The following is a 16,001-nucleotide window of genomic DNA, read 5'->3' as shown; positions in this document are numbered from 1 at the left end:
ACACAAGAATCCGTGACAAGCAGGGGCTCTCCGTGGTTTAATCATGGCATTGTTCCACTTATGCCAAAGGAGGCCAATCATGGCGATAAAAGCTCATATGGATTCGCTCAACAGGCGGCACCAGGAGCTGGAAACGGCGATTTCGTCGGAAGTCAAAAGTCCAGGGTATAACGATCTTCGTTTAGTGGAGCTGAAGCGCCAGAAATTGAAAATCAAGGATCAGTTGGAAGAGCTCAGGGTACAGAGCAAAAATATTAATTGAGAGCATTCCTTATAGATACGGCGTCAAGACCGCCGGTCTTTCAATGACCTGATATTCAGTCGAATAGCTAAGCGGCGCATCTTTCAAAAGTGCGCCGCGCATTTTTTGAAAGCGCATTTATGACGCATCGAACGGTTATTATCACAGGCGCTGCTAAAGGCGTGGGCGCGGCCTGCGCGCGGCGATTTGCAGAAGCCGGCGATAATTTGCTGCTGGCTGATCCTGATGAGATGCGCGGAAAAACCTTTGCGCAGGAGTTAGAAGATTCGGGCGTTGAAGTGGCTTTTGTTCACGCGGATATGTCAAAACGCCTGGATGTTCACAACGTGATTGCTGAAGCCATTGACGCTTTCGGCCGCGTTGATGTTCTAGCGCATACAGTCATGGAACAGTTCTCGGCGCCCTTTCTGAAGACGACAGAAGAGGATTTTGACCGCATAGTCGCGGCGAATATACGCGGCGCCTTTTTGATCAATCAGGCCGTTGCAAAGCAGTTTATCAAAAGACTGGACGACTCTGACGGTGATGAAGTGCCGGGCGCTATCGTCAATATCGGATCCGTCGAAGCGGTCACGGCCGCGGCTGATCACGTCGCGTTTGCGACATCGCAAGGCGGGCTGCATCAGCTGACAAAGGCAGTCGCCATGGCGCTATCGCCTTATGGCGTGCGGGCGAACCTTGTAGGCGTCGGCGCCATAAAGGGTGAAATCGCCGAGGAAGCCGAGCGGGACCGGGAACGCGAAGCAACGCCGTTAAACCGGATAGGCGATCCTGACGAGGTTGCGGAAGTGGTTTTCTTTCTGGCGAGCGATGCAGCATCCTACGTGACGGGCCAGACAGTTTATGTGGACGGCGGCAAGCTGGCGGCGAATAACGCCGCCGGCGAAAAAAAGAAGAAACCTGAATAGCGGCTGCGAAGTCTTACGCCAAATTCTTTACAATATGCAGCGCGCAACGCTGTTTAGTTATCGCCTTTTGACGAATCGGTGCTGAAATCGGCAAACACTTTTGCAGGGTCGAAAGACTTTTTATTTTCGTCTTCTTCCGCAGGCGCTTCATCCTGTGTCGGTTCAAGGGCGGGACCTGAATCCGGCTGGGGCTGATCTTTTTGCAGGCGCTCTTTTTTGGCGGCCGCCTTGCGCACAACAGCATCGAGATCGATCTGGCTGCACAAACCCAAGCCCACTGGATCGCGCGGTTCGAGATTGGACGAATTCCAGTGAGTCCGGTCCCGGACAGACTGAATGGTGGTTTTTGTCGTGCCGAGCAATTTTGCAATTTGCGCGTCAGAAATTTCAGGATGATTGCGCACCATCCATGCAATCGCATCTGGCCTGTTCTGGCGCTTTGAAACCGGTGTGTAGCGCGGCCCTTTCTGCGGTTTTTCAGCCACGATGGTTTTTGGCCGCGACAATTTAAGCCGGTAATCGGAATCAGCCTGACCTTTTTCAATTTCGTCCCTGGTCAGCTGATGCGTGGCGATCGGGTCAATACCGCGTACGCCTGCGCCGACGTCGCCGTCTGCGACGCCTTTCACCTGCAAGGGGTGCAACGCGCAAAAATCGGCAATCTGGTCAAAGGTCAAAGCGGTGTTGTCTATCAGCCAGACCGCGGTGGCGATGGGCATTAGCGGACGATCGGCCATAAGGCATCTCCAGTCATTCGCGCGAACTTAGCGCGCTTTGCATAAGTGTTTGTTCCTACGGCCCTTTCCGGGGACCGCGCTAACCGCCGGATTGTCGGGGAAAGCATTTCTTGAGCGCATATAAACGCTTTGCCCGGTCACGCCAAGGCGGAATTACCCCGATTTCAGAATGATTTTTCCGATATGGGCGCCGGATTCCATGCGTTTATGAGCCTTGGCGGCTTCCGCCATGGTGAAAACCTGATCGATGACAGGCTTGATCTCGCCGCTTTCGAGCTTTGGCCACACATTTGCGCGGATATCGCGGGCGAGCCGGGCTTTTTCCTCCATTGATCGCGCTTTCATTGTCGAGCCTGAAAGCCTGAGTTGTTTTTGCATGATCGCGAAAATATTGATGCTGGCTTCGGCGCCGCGTAGAAATGCGATCGAAACGTGCCGCCCGCCCGGATTGAGGCAGGCGAGATTGCGCGATACGAAATCCCCGCCAGCCATGTCGAGGATTACGTCTGCGCCGCCGTATTTAACAATCTCCTCTTCCCACGGATCATTTTTATAGTTGAAGGCTGCGTCCGCGCCGAGCTTTAGACACGCCTCGCATTTTTCCTGCGTCCCGGCTGTGGCGGCGACTTTCGCGCCGAATGCTTTGGCCATGGCGATAGCCGTCACGCCGATGCCGCTAGTCCCGCCATGCACAACAAAATGCTCGCCGTCTTTTAATTTCGCATCGTCAAATACATTCGCCCAGACAGTAAACACTGTTTCAGGCAGGGACGCGGCTTCTTCTGGCGACAGCCCTTTGGGCGCCGGCAAGCATGAACCGGCGTTCGCCGCAGCGTATTGCGCATAGCCGCCGCCGGGTAAGAGCGCACACACTTGGTCGCCGACATTCCATTCCCCGGCGCCGTCGCCGATTGCGGCGATCTCGCCGGCGACTTCAAGGCCAGGCAAATCGCTGGCGCCGTGCGGTGGCGGGTAAAGTCCCTTGCGCTGCAAGACGTCCGGCCGGTTGACGCCGGATGCGGCGACGCGGATCAGGACTTCACCGTCGCCGGGCGATGGGGTCGGGCGCTCCGTCAGCTTCAATACCTCCGGGCCGCCGTGCGTTTCTATTTCCACAGCCTGCATGGTCGAGGGAATAGCCATCGTCGCTCCTAAAAATGAACCGAATTCTTGCGCTCGCGGTCATGATTTCGCAAAATCCAGCCTCTCTTGCAAACATCGGGAGATCTCGCCGTGGATGATGAACCACTTAATGACAAGCCGGATATGACGTTGAAATTTCTGGCGAAACAAGATCTGTATCCGCTTTCCGTCAGCGATCTCGATGAACGCATTGAAGCGCTGAAGTCGGAAATCAAACGCTGCGAAGCAGCCAAGAACGATCGCGGCTCAACACGCGACGCGGCGGAGAAGCTGTTCAAGATTTAGTCCGACGGCAGCGGAATGAATTCTACTTCGTCCGGCGGCAGGGAAAAGACGCTGTCCTTGAAACCGGCATCAGCAGAAGCCGCCCAGTCGGCCTTGGCTTTTTCGATGCGGGCCTCGCTGGAGGAAACGAGATTCCACCAGATGTGGCGCTTGCCCATGGCCGCGCCGCCAAGCAGCATCGCCTGGGTGTCTTCAATTGCCTTAATGTGCGGTTTTGCGCCTTCGTTGAAGACAACCATGCGGGCTCTGTCATGGCGTTCGCCATCGATATCGGCCACGCCTGATAATATATAAAGCGCTCGTTCATCATATTCATCCGGTAACGGAATATCTGCGCCCGCTGACGCCTCTACGCCGAGATAAAATATGGGAGAATATGTTTTCACCGGCGAGGTTCGCCCGAAGGCGCTGCCTGCGATCAGCCGCATGGAAACGCCGTCGCGTTCTATCACCGGCAGCGACGCTTTCGGATGATGATGAAATGAGGCGTCGGTTTCTTCCGCGTCTTCCGGCAACGCGACCCAGCTCTGGATGCCATGCATCTTCTGGCCGTTTTTGCGGGCCTGGTCATCGGTGCGCTCGGAATGAACGATACCGCGCCCGGCGGTCATCCAGTTGACGTCGCCCGGCCGAATGACCTGATCGAATCCGAGATTATCCCTGTGGCGGATTTCTCCCGAAAAAAGATACGTTACGGTCGCCAGCCCGATATGCGGATGCGGGCGCACGTCGATACCGGTCCCGGGCGCAAATTCAGCGGGGCCCATTTCGTCGAAGAATATAAACGGCCCGACAGTGCGGCGTTTTGCGTAAGGAAGGACGCGGCCGACTGTAAATCCGCCAAGATCGCGGGTGCGCGGTTCGATGATCAGATGGATTGTGCTCATGGTATAAATGTGCGACGGCGCGCGCGCATGATCAACCCATATCGATAATGCGCTTGGTGAGTATGCGTATATCGGCTTCCGCCGTTTGAATGGCGGACGCGTCTTCAGGGCCCATGCCGATGAACAGTTTATAGCCTTCTTCCAAACTGAAGATCTGCAAGACCGCACGGCGTATCTCGTCGTCAGTCAGTTTTGGATTGGCGGCTTTCACGAGATAATACACAAACCTGCCGATGGGCCGGTACAGGCTGCGGACATTCGCTTTCGCGTCCTCACCGCTGCCGGCGTATCCCCACAACTGGTAAAAAAACTGATGGCTCGTGCGCGCGTTGCGTACATAAAATTCCACAACTTTCATCAGGCTTTCCAGCGGCGTGTCGCGATCGGGCTGCAAATGCTCCAGGTGTGCTTCCACATAGTCGCTAAGAGCTTCGCGCAACATGGTTTCAATCAGCACGGTCTTGGCCGGAAAATGATAGGTAAGGTTGCCGACCGCTATTCCCGCTTCATCCGCTACCTTGCGTAAGGATAATCCGGCGTGGCCTTCGCGGGTAAAAACGTCATAGGCGGCTCTTAAAATGCGCTTGATGGTTTTTTGCGTTCGGCCGGGTTTGCCGTCGCCGATCTCTTTTGTTGGCCTGGCGCGTTTCAGATCGTTTAAATGCGCTGTGATGGCTTCAAGCGCTTTTGCGACTTCAGCATTGTCACATTGCGCGAAATTTACCTTGGCCTGGCGAACTTTATCTTCTGTCTGTGTTGACGACGCCACCGCTCCCCCCTAAATCCGGACTTTCGTCTAGGTCATCTGACCTAAACAGGTTTGGCCGGTCTGGACAAGCGTCCGGCAATTCCTGCAATCATTGAAGTGGTCAGTTTCCCGGCTGTGCGGTGTTCTCCCCCTGCTGCACGTCGGGGGGGCCGCGGCGGGCATTGCCCGTCGCGGCCCACTCCACATCGCGGGGGAGATTATCGTCATTCCGCCGCCAGGGGCTTGTCGCCCAGCCATTTTCCGATGTCGTCAAGCGCGCGCCGGGAAATCAGCCGCTTGCGCGCTCGCCCGCGCTCCTTGCCCTTGAGGCGGCGACCGTCGGCGTCCTTGCGCGGCGTTTCAATCTCAGGAAACAGGCCGAAATTGATATTCATGGGCTGAAAGGTCTTCGCATGCCCGTCTGAAATATGACCGCCAGTGATATGCGCCAACAGTGCGCCCAGCGCTGTCGTGACCGGCGGCGGTACAACATCAGCGCTGTCTGCGGCGGCGAAGCGACCCGCGAGAAGACCGATAGCGGCGCTTTCGAGATAACCTTCAACGCCGGTAATCTGTCCGGCGAAACGCAATGCGGGGCGGGTTTTCAGGCGAAGGCCGCTATCAAGCAGTTTCGGCGAATTCAAAACGTGTTGCGGTGAATGCCGCCAAGACGCGCGAACTCTGCGTTCTCAAGCCCCGGTATCATGCGGAAAATTGTCTGTTGCGCGCCGTATTTCAGTTTCGTCTGGAAACCGACCATATTGTATAACGTGCCGATAGCATTGTCCTGACGCAGTTGAACAATGGCGTGCGCCTTTTCGCCGGTATGCGGATTGGTGAGGCCGACGGGTTTCATGGGACCGTACCGCAGCGTCTCAGGTCCGCGTTCCGCCATCACTTCGATCGGCAAACACCCTTCAAAATAGGGCGTTGATTTTTCCCATTCCTTGAATTCGGTTTTTTCGCCTTCACTGAGAGCATTCAGAAAAGCCGTGTACTGATCTTCATTCATTGGGCAGTTTATATAATCGGCGCCGTCGCCTTCCGGGCCTACTTTGTCGTAGCGCGACTGAAACCACGCCACGTTGAAATCAATTGATTCCTTGTAAATGATGGGCGCAATAGCATCGAAAAAAGCGAGAGATTCTTCGCCTGTAAATTCACGGATTGCGTCAGCCAGTGGTGCAGCGGTAAGCGGCCCCGTGGCGATAATGACGTTGTCCCAATTTTCCGGCGGCAAACCGTCGATCAATTCCCGCCTGATTTCAATGTGCGGATGGCCCTCGATATTTCTTGTCACCGCAGCAGAGAACGCATCGCGGTCGACGGCGAGCGCGCCGCCGGCCGGGACTTTATTGGCGTCCGCCGCTTTCAGGATCAGCGAGCCCGCGCGCCGCATTTCCTCATGCAGCAGACCGACGGCGTTGTTTTCAGCATCGTCGGAGCGAAATGAGTTTGAACAGACAAGCTCAGCAAGGCCGTCTGTCTGGTGCGCTTCGGTTTTTTGCAAGGGACGCATTTCGTGAAGGATCACGCGCGCGCCTGCATTGGCCGCCTGCCAGGCCGCTTCCGATCCTGCGAGACCGCCGCCGATGATGTGAATGATCTGCTGTTCCGTCATATCCAGCGCTTCTAATGAAGAAATTGCGCTGTGCAATGGGGTTCTCCACCGCTGCTACAAACGTGGTTAATCCAAAATGGAAGCGACAGTTGGCTTGGAGCAGTTTTTGCGGTTAGCTTGGAAAAAAATTGCCGCCGGCGCGCCGGCGCATAAGGGGCCGGGATGGGGTTGCGTATTTTATCAGTCATTGGCGACGCGCTGAATTTTGGCGGCCGTCGTATGGAAACGATTGCGAGGGTGGCGTGGCTGCCGCTGTCGCTTTTGCTGCTCGCCAATATGGCGGCGGTATTCGGCTATCTTTCAATTATCGCCGGGCGCGTGATTACTTTTGAGGATATACCGAATTATTTAAGTGCGACGCAGTTATATACGCAACATGCGGCGACGGGGTTCGCCAACAACGCCGCGGGCATGTGGTCGATCACCGCAGCGCTGACTTTTCTGCAAACCGTTCTAGTGGCGTCTTTTATGGCCCCGCTGATCCGCTACGCAGGGTTAGGCGAAAAGCCGGCGCCGGGCGTTATCCGCGCGCCCTTCGGTCCGGATCAGGTGCGGTTCATCGTGGCCGGGTTGTTCAGTTTTCTCTTTGTAGCCCTGCTCGTGTTCGGTCCGGTCGCAGGCGCGTCATATTATGCTTTGAAATATATCGTCGCCGCCATGACAGAAACGCGTGCGGTTTTTCCCGATCCTGAGAGCTTGCACACCATCGAATTTACAACCGCCGGCGCAACGCTGGCGGAACAGGGCATGGCATGGATTTACAGCCACGCCTTGCCTGCGGCCTTCGTGGCGCCTTTCGCGATTATTCTCTGGATCATCGTGTTTTTGCATTTTTCGCCGCGCAACCGGCCGCAGGCGCCGGAGCGCGGCAACGCAATTTTACGGGCGCTGGTTACCTTGATGGCGACAGCGGCTTTTCTGGCAGTAGCCTATTTTGCGCTGCGTCAGGAGGTTTTGCAAAGCTATCAGCAGATTGCCGGGCTGAGCGGGGACGCTGCAAAAAACCTGGCGGGATCGCCGGTCGACGCTATTTTGATTTTCGGCATCGTCGCCTATTTGCTGATCGGCTATTTCAATCTTCGGCTTTATCCCTATCCGGCTGTGGCCGTGTGCAGAAAGTCATTCAGCTTCGCCGGCGCATTTCAAACCACCCGGGGCTGGAACATTCTGAAACTGTGGGTGATCCTGACCTTTGTCAGTCTGTTTTTGCTGTTTGTGCAGGTCGTGATTATTAACGGTCTATTCCTCGGCGCGCTCCTGCCATGGATCATCAACAGCCTTTACGCCGCAACGGCTGTTTCCACGCGGCTGGTGAACAGCGGCGTGACAGGGGAGTGGGTTCTGCCGACTTTTGTGTGGATCTGGAACATTACCAAAATTCTGTTCAATATTTTCTGGTCGTTCTTCTCTTTTGGCGTCGCAGCAGGGCTTTATGGCCGCCTTTACCGCGAAACCGAAGCCGCCTCGCCGGAATCTGATTTACGCGTTTCCGCCTGAAGCTTGCTCTTCCGTGTGTAAAGCCAGGCCCATTCTCCTTCAGGTTGCTGGCACAGGCATTGCTGAACTTGTTCCACGATTTTGAATTTTTGCTGAAACGGGCGTCTGGCGGGTTGCAAAGCCTTGCCTAAATTGACCGGGAGCGGCATCCTGAAGGTGGCGGGACAGTAATGAGCATAAATATCAAGAATATCGGCGAAACGGACGCGCGCGGCGCAGCGACTTTCGTATCGTCGGAAGTTTTCGCCCGCACGTTCCGCGAGGGCATGGAACTCGTCGAGGAAACGGCGAATTATCTGGACGGCGAGGGGCGCGATGCGTCAAAGGAATTGCCGCGTGATGCGGCGCTTTCTTACGCCGGCGCCTCTATGCGTTTGACAACGCAGCTTATGCAAATCGCCTCCTGGCTGCTCGTCCTGCGCGCCGTGCGTGAAGGCGAGATGGGCGTCGGCGAAGCGGGAGAAACGAAATACCGATTGACGCCAAGCGAAGCGGCGTCGGTAAGTTTCAAATCCGATGGCCTGCCGGAAAGATTAATTACGCTTATCGATGAGGCGCATCAGCTTTATACGCGCATCAGCCGCCTGGACGGCGAGCTGTTTTCAGCCCGTCAGGTCGATGAGCAAAAAAATGACGCCGCCGCACAGCAGCGCGCGCTCTTCAAAGCATTTGGAAGCCGAAGCTAAGACTTACTTCTTCAGGCCGAAGCTGCCGAATTTCTGATTGAATTTGGAAACGCGGCCGCGCTCGCCGACACGCTGCGGTCCGCCCGTCCAGGCCGGGTGGCTGGTCGGGTCAATATCCAGATTCAGGGTCGCGCCTTCCGAACCGTAAGTTGATCGCGTCTCGAAAGTCGTGCCGTCGGTCATCACGACATTGATCGTGTGATAATCGGGATGGGTGTCTTTCTTCATGGCGGCGGCCCTTCGCGCGAGCAGATTGGTCTGGTTTGATACGGATAAGAGCCGGGCGTATACGCAAGGCGGGTCCGCGGCGCAACCCCTGAAATGTGACATTTCACGCCTAGCGGCGCTCCGCCCTGAATGTTAAGCTTTTGACAGTTTCCGTTCGATTGCTGCGCTGGCCCGATATTCATGCGTTTTTTGTTGTTCCTAGCGGTGTTAGCGTTGCTTGCCGGCGGTGCGGCCGTGATTAATCTGCGTTCTTTCAATCAATTCAGAAGTGTTGAATCTGTGCCGCTGCCCGGGTGTACGCCTGTCAAGGGGATTGCGGGACCAGAAGACATCAGCGTTGATGACAAGCGCGGGCTGGCCTTTATTTCATCGCTGGACAGGCGCGATTCCGCTGCGCGGGGAGCCATTCATTTGTTTGATATGGATGACCCGCTCGCCTCAGACGGCTTTCGCGACCGGACCATGGGCGCGCCGCAGGATTTCCGGCCTCTCGGGCTGGATTATTACGAACATGAAAACGTACGGCGCCTGTTCGTGGTTAACGAGGTCGGACCCTCGGTAGAGATGTTCGCCGTTGAGGATAACGGCGATCTGACGCACCTTGAAACCTACGCCGAACGGCGCCTGACAAGCCCCAACAGCGTCGCTGCAACCGGACCGCGCAGCTTTTATGTGACCAACGATGTGCGCCCTGGACGCAATGCCCGCATCGCCAATTTGCACTTTTTATTGAGGCACGGTCTTGGCGACATCTATCATGTCGACGGCGATGTCTGGAGACATGCGGCCGGCGGGTTGCGTTTTGCGAATGGCCTCGCGCTGACGCCGGAAGGCGAGAAACTCTATGTCGCCGAAACGGCGGGCATGGCAGTGCGCGTCTATGACCGCGAGGCCGGCGCCCTGCGTCCCGCTGAAACAATCAGGATCGGCGCGTCGCCGGACAACATCACCATAGACCAGGATGGAAATGTCTGGGTTGGCGCGTTGCCAAAACCGTTAAAAACACCGGCGCTAAAGAAAAACGCGTCAGCGATCGCCCCGTCGGAAGTTTTATTGATTAACAAACAAGGCGGGGCGCGGACGGTTTACCGTAATGCGGGCGAAGAGATTTCCGCGTCCACCGTCGCCGCCCGCGCCGGCGACAGGTTGGTTCTCGGCGCGCTGTATGAGCAGAAATTTCTGCTGTGCGATTTGCCTAAACGCATTAACTAAGCCAAGAGACCGCCATGGACTATATATCCACCCGCGGACGCGCGTCCGCTGTCGATTTTGAAGGCGCCCTTTTGACCGGCCTTGCGCCGGACGGCGGGCTGTACATGCCGTCAAAATGGCCGGCGCTTAGTGAAAGAGAAGCAAGAGCGCTCGGCGAAAGACCGTATGCGGAAGCTGCTGCGGGCGTAATATCGTTATTTACAGGCGATACGCTTGATGAAACGGCGCTCCAGACAATGGCCGCTGAAGCTTACAGCGGCTTTTCCAATCCTGCGGTCGCACCGCTGCGCCAGATCGGCGATGAGGATTACATTCTTGAGCTGTTTCATGGGCCGACGCTGGCGTTCAAGGATTTCGCCATGCAAATTCTCGGCCGGATGTTCGACGCCGCGCTGGCGCGGCGCGATGAAACACTGACGATCATTGTCGCGACCTCGGGCGATACCGGTTCCGCCGCAATAGAGGCGCTAAAATCGTGCGAACGCGTGAATATCGTTGTGCTGCATCCGGAAGGACGCGTCAGCGACGTGCAGCGCAGAATGATGACAAGCGTTATCGCGTCCAATGTCTGCAACATCGCCGTCGACGGTTCATTCGACGATTGCCAGAATATCGTAAAGTCGCTGTTCGCCGATGAGGCTTTTGTCAAACGGGTTCGGCTTGGCGGCGTGAATTCCATCAATTGGGCGAGGCTGGCCGCGCAAACGGTTTACTATTTCACAGCCTGGGCAAGCGTAGCAAAACAAAATGAGAAGATTCACTTCGTCGTGCCCACAGGCAATTTCGGCGATGTATTCGCCGGCTACGCCGCCAAACGTATGGGACTGCCCATTGGAAAACTTGGCGTGGCTGCGAATTCAAACGATATTCTGCACCGCGCTATCAGCGCCGGCGACTACACGCCCCACGGCGTAACGCCGACGCACGCGCCGTCCATGGATATTCAGGTAGCCTCAAACTTCGAGCGGTTATTGTTTGAAGCCAAACATCGTGATCACGATGCGTTGCGCGAAGCAATGGAATCCTTTGCGCGCGACAAGACGTTGAAGATGGACCGAACAACGCTGCATAGTATCCAAGAAGACTTTGTCTCCGCCGCCATAGGCGAGCAAGAGACGCTGGATGAAATTGCGCGCCACCATGACGTCGCCGGGGCGTTGATTGATCCGCATACGGCCGTGGCCCGCGCTGCGGCGATAAGACTGCGTCAGGAAGGCGCGCTTTCAGGAAAAGTGGTGACGCTTTCAACGGCTCATCCCGCCAAATTTCCGGAAGCCGTGGAAAAAGCGACGGGCCGCACACCCGCATTACCCGCGGCGTATGCCGACCTGTTTGACCGTCCGGAAGATATGTGCAAGGCCGCTGCCGACATGGTTGCAATTAAATCGATTATTGATCGTAAATTTTCAGGTAGTTAAATCGTGAGCGTAATTCATCAGCTCAAAAATGGCGTACGGGTCATTGCGGACCCGATGCCAAGTCTAGAAACCGTGGCCCTTGGCGTATGGGTGCGCGCCGGCAGCATGGATGAGCGTGAAACCGAACACGGCGTTGCTCATCTGCTGGAGCACATGGCTTTCAAAGGCACAAAAAGACGTACGGCGCGCGCGCTTGCAGAAGAAATTGAGTCTGTCGGCGGATATTTGAATGCGGCGACCTCCCATCAGCGTACGGGGTATTACGCCCGATTTTTGAAGGAAGACATCCGGCTGGGCGTGGATATGCTCGCCGACATTCTGCAACACCCGATTTTTGATGAAAATGAGTTACGAAAAGAACACGAAGTCGTCGTTCAGGAGATAGGCGAGGTGGCGGACACCTCCGACGATATTGTATTCGAACGCCTGACTGAAGTCGCCTGGAAAGATCATCCGCTCGGCCGGACAATACTTGGTACGCCTGAGAGCGTGCGCGCGCAGACGTCTCAGTCGCTGCGAAATTTTATGACGCGGCATTATCGGCCGTCGGAAACTATTATTGCCGCCGCTGGCGCCGTCAGCGAAGACGATCTTTTTGATTTGATGGAAACATATTTCGGTGAAGCGGCCGATAAAGGCGACGCCTTACAACGCAGGGAGCCGACATTTTACGGCGGGGTCACCCACGATGCGCGCGACATCGAGCAAACGCATCTGGCGCTCGCCTTTCCAGGCGTTTCATCAGGGCACGAAGATTTTTTCGCAACACGGCTTTATTCTGACATTATGGGCGGGGGCATGTCTTCCCGGCTATTTCAGAAAGTTCGCGAAGAGCATGGCTTCGCCTATTCAATCTACGCCTTCGCCGATGGCTTTGAACAATCCGGCCTGACGGGCGCCTATGTAAACGCAGATGCCGAGCAGATTGTGGCGGCGGCGGCAATCATCCGCGATGAGATGCAAAATGCGCCCTCAACGCTTGAGGATAAGGAAATCGCGCGCGCCAAGGCTATGCTGCGGTCTTCTTTGATGATGGGTCTGGAAAACCCGGGAAACCGGATAGAAGCCGCGGCCGGTCAACTTTTTGTCTACGGCTCCCTGATGACGCCTGATGAAATTATTGATCGTATTGAGGCGATTTCCGTCAGCGATTTGAAAAGGTGCGCTGAGCGCGCCGCCGGCGGACTTTGCGCGGTATCGATGGTGGGTCCTGGGGACGCTGCTGCCGTGCACGCATTATTCGCGTAACGCATCGCGTCTTCGCGAATTTGCGCTATAAACCGGCCCATGTTTTTATCGAAGTCGCCAAATCATCCGGCGTTTGATCCGGTGTTAGTCTGCGATCCGGTATATTTGCGCACCGCAAAATCGTCGGACTATGCGGAATGGTCGCAATTGCGCGAGCAAAGTCGCGAGCATCTCATTGCATGGGAAGAAGACTGGGCGCCGCAGGATTTATCGCACGCCGTCTTCAAGCGCCGGCTTGCCGCGCAAACCAGAGACGCCCAGCGGGGAGGGGGATTGTCGCTGTTGATTTTCCGGCGAAACGACCGCGTTATTGTAGGCGGCGTAACGCTGTCCAACATCCGCTACGGCGCTGCAAGGTCAGCCATATTGGGATACTGGGTCGGTTCGCCTTATTTGCGCTGCGGCTACGCGTCTTCGGCGGTGCGTGCGATCGTGGATCACGCATTCGACGCTATCGGCCTTCATCGGCTTGTGGCGGCCTGTCAGCCGGAAAATGCTGCTTCGCAAAATCTTCTCGATAGGTGCGGTTTCAAGCAGGAGGGACTGGCCCGGGAATACCTGAAAATCAACGGCGCCTGGCGCGATCACCTGATTTTCAGCCTTATTGCAGATGATAATCGCATACCGGCCCCGGCAATTTCCGCTTCTCCTACTTTGCGTTGAATCGAGTGAAAAAATTGCTGCTGCGCCGCGCTCGGCTCTTGCGATAATGTCACATTAGCGTGAATATATGTATCAGGATTTCGGGGTTGATCATGGTTAGCGCCGGCAAGCGCAGGCGCGCCTTTTGCAACGCCTGCGCTTAATACAAGAGCTGTTTGCTTGGGCGCAAACAGACGAAACCGGGGTAAATATCAGGGGTGTTGGGGCAAATGATAGCAGTCGGTAGTTTCGGTCTGGCGGACGGGTTTTCTGGTTTTGCACAAGCTGAGTTGATGCGCGGCGCCGTAGCGGGCGCTTTTTTTGTGGCAATGGCGTTTCTGGCTGGATATGCGGCGATCAGGCGAAGCGGGCTCGCGGTTTGCGCGCTGTTGATGGTCGCAGGCGCGGCGGCGCTGGAATTCTCCTGGCTCGGGTTTTTCTCAGCCATGCCGGCGGAAGGCCTGGTGATGATGCAAGCGTTATTTGCCGCCGGGGCCATCGTGTTTCTTTCCGCGGCCATTGGCGCCGCGCGCTATAACGCGCTCCTGGGCGGCGTCATGTTTACGGCGGCGCTTGTGCTTGGCGGTATGGGCGTCATCAACTTCTTTGACAGGGTCGATCTTGCGCCGCTGATGCGCACGGCGTTGATCGGCGTCGGCGGGTTCGCCGTTATACTGTCTGCGCTGCAGGCCTTTCGGGGCGACAGCGGCGCCCGGCTGATTCTTCCCGGTGTAGCGCTGGCCGCCGCCGCGCCTGTCATCGCTATGATTGGCGGCGAATCATCGGCAATGGCGTTTGCTTCGCACGGATTGTTCACCCTTGGCGTTCTTTCCGCCAGCATAGTCGCCCTGACAGAAGGGGGCGCGACGCCGCTGCGCGGCGTTGCACCCGCTGACGGCTTTGCTTTTAACGACAAGCAAAAAGCAGACGGCCACAGCCGGCATAAAGAGTATCGCGCCTCTCGCGAACGCACTGAGATCGTGCTCGACAGCCAGATTGCGCGCGTTCTCGACTATTCCGGCGTCGGGATCTGGGATTGGAGCGAGCAGTCGATTGATCAGACGCATTCGCTGGCGTCGCTGCTCGGCGCTGATTCAGATGCGCCCTTTACGCCCGATGCATTTCGTAACTTTATTCACGAGGACGATGTTTCCCGTTTTGATAATGACGTGATGTCGAGCGAGGACGGCCCTTTCGACGTTCATCTGAAGCTTTTTGACGGCCGTGTCATCCGCATGCGGGGCGCGCGCGCAGCTGATAACAATACTGGTGAAATCGAGCGCCTCGTTGCTTTCGTGGAAAATATCGGCCCTAAAACCGGCGATTCAAATGGTGTGAATGAAGTAAGCTTGCGGTCAGCGACCGAGGCGGCCATCGTTCCATCTGCGCCGGGGGCAATGGCGGCGAAAGTCGCAACAGCCCTTGAAAACGGCGATATCATCGCCGCATTCCAGCCTATTGTTGCACTGGACAATCACAAAGTCGCCGGGTTTGAGGCGCTTGCCCGCTGGCGTGATCAGGAGGGTGGAGCCGATGAGGGGCCGGAGCAGTTTGTCAAGGCCGCCGAACGGGCGGGACAAGGCGGCGCGCTCGCGCTGACCATGCTGGATCAGGCGGCGTTATTTCTGGCTGAAGCGCTGGAAAAGGAAAAGCGCAAGGACCTTTTTGTCGCCATGAATGTCTCATGGGGGCAAATTCGGGAAGATGAATTTCTCAATGCGGTTCGCGACACCGTTTCAAAATACGATCTTCCGAAAAAATCTCTCGTTCTGGAGCTTACCGAAGCTGACGCAGTGACCGACGATGCGATTGCGGCGGATGTCTTTAAAAAACTGAAAGACGCCGGGGCTGCGCTGGCTTTTGATGACTTTGGCGCTGGCTTTACGTGTCTTTCAAATTTGCGCAAATACGACTTCGATTATCTCAAAATTGATAAATCATTCACCCGCGATCTCGAATCCGGCGGCGACGGCGCAAAGATCGTCAATTCGCTCGCTTCGCTCGGTAAAGCTATGGGTCTTAAAGTGATTATCGAAGGCGTTGAGTCAAAAAGCGCGGCGCAGAAAGCAAAGCAGTTTGGTTGCGCGTTTGGTCAGGGCTATCAATTCGGCAAACCGGAAGCGCTGGATCGTCCGGTGATGGATGTGAATTCAAATAAACCCGCAGAAGAGACGATTTCGGAAAAGTTGAAATTTGCGGCGGCGCCGGAACAAACCTCATCGGATCTCGCGGCGCCAGATCTGGCGGCGACGGAAAAGACTGACGTTCGTTTGAAAGCACCGGTAAGCTCTTCGGAGAGCGACGCGCAACTGACTGAATCCGCAGATGATCAAACCCCGGCTGCAGAAAAATCCTTTGAAAAGAAAATTGAAGTCGATTTCAGCGGCGGCGGCGAAGGCGGCAATGCGCAGGAACGAAAAAACCGGGGCTGGCGATTATGGGGCCGGTCTAACGGTTTGCGTTGATAAAAATTAAAACA

Annotated in this window: 15 protein-coding genes and 1 pseudogene; 10 read left to right on the top strand and 6 right to left on the bottom strand. The window is 56.1% G+C overall.

Annotated features, from left to right (window positions below):
- Positions 1-79: 79 nt before the first annotated feature.
- Both ACQK2Q_RS07585 and ACQK2Q_RS07580 read left to right on the top strand, forming a co-directional pair.
- Complete coding sequence (locus tag ACQK2Q_RS07585) at positions 80-262, top strand: YdcH family protein (RefSeq protein WP_425409142.1); 183 nt, start codon at positions 80-82, stop codon at positions 260-262.
- A 119-nt stretch (positions 263-381) separates the two neighbouring features.
- On the top strand, positions 382-1,170 hold the full coding sequence (locus ACQK2Q_RS07580) for an SDR family NAD(P)-dependent oxidoreductase (RefSeq protein WP_425409141.1): 789 nt from the start codon (positions 382-384) through the stop codon (positions 1,168-1,170).
- A gap of 53 nt (positions 1,171-1,223) precedes the next feature.
- Here ACQK2Q_RS07580 and ACQK2Q_RS07575 read toward each other — a convergent pair whose 3' ends face one another.
- Together ACQK2Q_RS07575 and ACQK2Q_RS07570 are read right to left on the bottom strand one after the other, a co-directional pair.
- Positions 1,224-1,907 carry a DUF1013 domain-containing protein gene (locus ACQK2Q_RS07575; protein ID WP_425409140.1) on the bottom strand — a complete coding sequence of 228 codons (684 nt, stop codon included), beginning with the start codon at positions 1,905-1,907 and terminating at the stop codon, positions 1,224-1,226.
- 153 nt (positions 1,908-2,060) lie between these two features.
- The gene (locus ACQK2Q_RS07570; protein ID WP_425409139.1) at positions 2,061-3,050 is read right to left on the bottom strand and encodes an NAD(P)H-quinone oxidoreductase; all 990 of its coding nucleotides are present in this window, start codon (positions 3,048-3,050) and stop codon (positions 2,061-2,063) included.
- Between the two features lie 90 nt (positions 3,051-3,140).
- Here ACQK2Q_RS07570 and ACQK2Q_RS07565 point away from each other — a divergent pair, with 90 nt between their 5' ends.
- Positions 3,141-3,335, top strand: a complete 195-nt coding sequence (locus tag ACQK2Q_RS07565) for a DUF1192 domain-containing protein (RefSeq protein WP_425409138.1) — start codon at positions 3,141-3,143, stop codon at positions 3,333-3,335.
- Here ACQK2Q_RS07565 and ACQK2Q_RS07560 read toward each other — a convergent pair.
- The 3 genes and pseudogenes from ACQK2Q_RS07560 to trmFO form a co-directional block, all read right to left on the bottom strand.
- Complete coding sequence (locus tag ACQK2Q_RS07560) at positions 3,332-4,222, bottom strand: pirin family protein (RefSeq protein WP_425409137.1); 891 nt, start codon at positions 4,220-4,222, stop codon at positions 3,332-3,334. The two genes, ACQK2Q_RS07565 and ACQK2Q_RS07560, sit on opposite strands and share 4 nt — an antisense overlap.
- 31 nt (positions 4,223-4,253) lie before the next feature.
- The gene (locus ACQK2Q_RS07555) at positions 4,254-4,991 is read right to left on the bottom strand and encodes a TetR/AcrR family transcriptional regulator (RefSeq protein ID WP_425409136.1); all 738 of its coding nucleotides are present in this window, start codon (positions 4,989-4,991) and stop codon (positions 4,254-4,256) included.
- 203 nt (positions 4,992-5,194) lie between these two features.
- Positions 5,195-6,591, bottom strand: a pseudogene (trmFO, locus tag ACQK2Q_RS07550) (methylenetetrahydrofolate--tRNA-(uracil(54)-C(5))-methyltransferase (FADH(2)-oxidizing) TrmFO).
- A 162-nt stretch (positions 6,592-6,753) separates the two neighbouring features.
- On the opposite strand from trmFO, the gene ACQK2Q_RS07545 reads away from it, so the two are divergent.
- Both ACQK2Q_RS07545 and ACQK2Q_RS07540 read left to right on the top strand, forming a co-directional pair.
- Entirely contained in the window at positions 6,754-8,088 is a 1,335-nt protein-coding gene (locus ACQK2Q_RS07545) for a hypothetical protein (protein WP_425409135.1), read from the top strand.
- Between the two features lie 170 nt (positions 8,089-8,258).
- Entirely contained in the window at positions 8,259-8,774 is a 516-nt protein-coding gene (locus tag ACQK2Q_RS07540; protein WP_425409134.1) for a DUF1465 family protein, read from the top strand.
- Between the two features lie 3 nt (positions 8,775-8,777).
- Here the strand turns inward: ACQK2Q_RS07540 and rpmE are convergent, their stop codons facing one another.
- Positions 8,778-9,002, bottom strand: coding sequence for a 50S ribosomal protein L31 (gene rpmE, locus ACQK2Q_RS07535; protein WP_425409133.1), 225 nt, complete (start codon positions 9,000-9,002; stop codon positions 8,778-8,780).
- Between the two features lie 180 nt (positions 9,003-9,182).
- Between rpmE and ACQK2Q_RS07530 the strand changes: the two genes are divergently transcribed.
- The 5 genes from ACQK2Q_RS07530 (at position 9,183) to ACQK2Q_RS07510 (ending at position 15,987) form a co-directional block, all read left to right on the top strand.
- Positions 9,183-10,214: an SMP-30/gluconolactonase/LRE family protein gene (locus tag ACQK2Q_RS07530; protein ID WP_425409132.1), complete on the top strand. Its 1,032-nt coding sequence runs from the start codon at positions 9,183-9,185 to the stop codon at positions 10,212-10,214.
- A 14-nt stretch (positions 10,215-10,228) separates the two neighbouring features.
- Positions 10,229-11,632 carry a threonine synthase gene (thrC, locus tag ACQK2Q_RS07525; protein WP_425409131.1) on the top strand — a complete coding sequence of 468 codons (1,404 nt, stop codon included), beginning with the start codon at positions 10,229-10,231 and terminating at the stop codon, positions 11,630-11,632.
- Positions 11,633-11,635: 3 nt separating this feature from the next.
- Positions 11,636-12,880: a M16 family metallopeptidase gene (locus ACQK2Q_RS07520; RefSeq protein WP_425409130.1), complete on the top strand. Its 1,245-nt coding sequence runs from the start codon at positions 11,636-11,638 to the stop codon at positions 12,878-12,880.
- A gap of 39 nt (positions 12,881-12,919) precedes the next feature.
- Positions 12,920-13,543 (top strand): GNAT family N-acetyltransferase, encoded by a 624-nt coding sequence (locus ACQK2Q_RS07515; protein ID WP_425409129.1) that lies wholly within the window; start codon positions 12,920-12,922, stop codon positions 13,541-13,543.
- Between the two features lie 209 nt (positions 13,544-13,752).
- Positions 13,753-15,987: an EAL domain-containing protein gene (locus tag ACQK2Q_RS07510; RefSeq protein WP_425409128.1), complete on the top strand. Its 2,235-nt coding sequence runs from the start codon at positions 13,753-13,755 to the stop codon at positions 15,985-15,987.
- Positions 15,988-16,001: the final 14 nt, after the last annotated feature.

This window comes from Hyphococcus sp. (assembly GCF_965228385.1).
GTDB lineage: Bacteria > Pseudomonadota > Alphaproteobacteria > Caulobacterales > Parvularculaceae > Hyphococcus.
The sequence above is the reverse complement of the archived record's forward strand: the minus strand, read 5'-3'. Positions and strand labels throughout refer to the sequence as shown.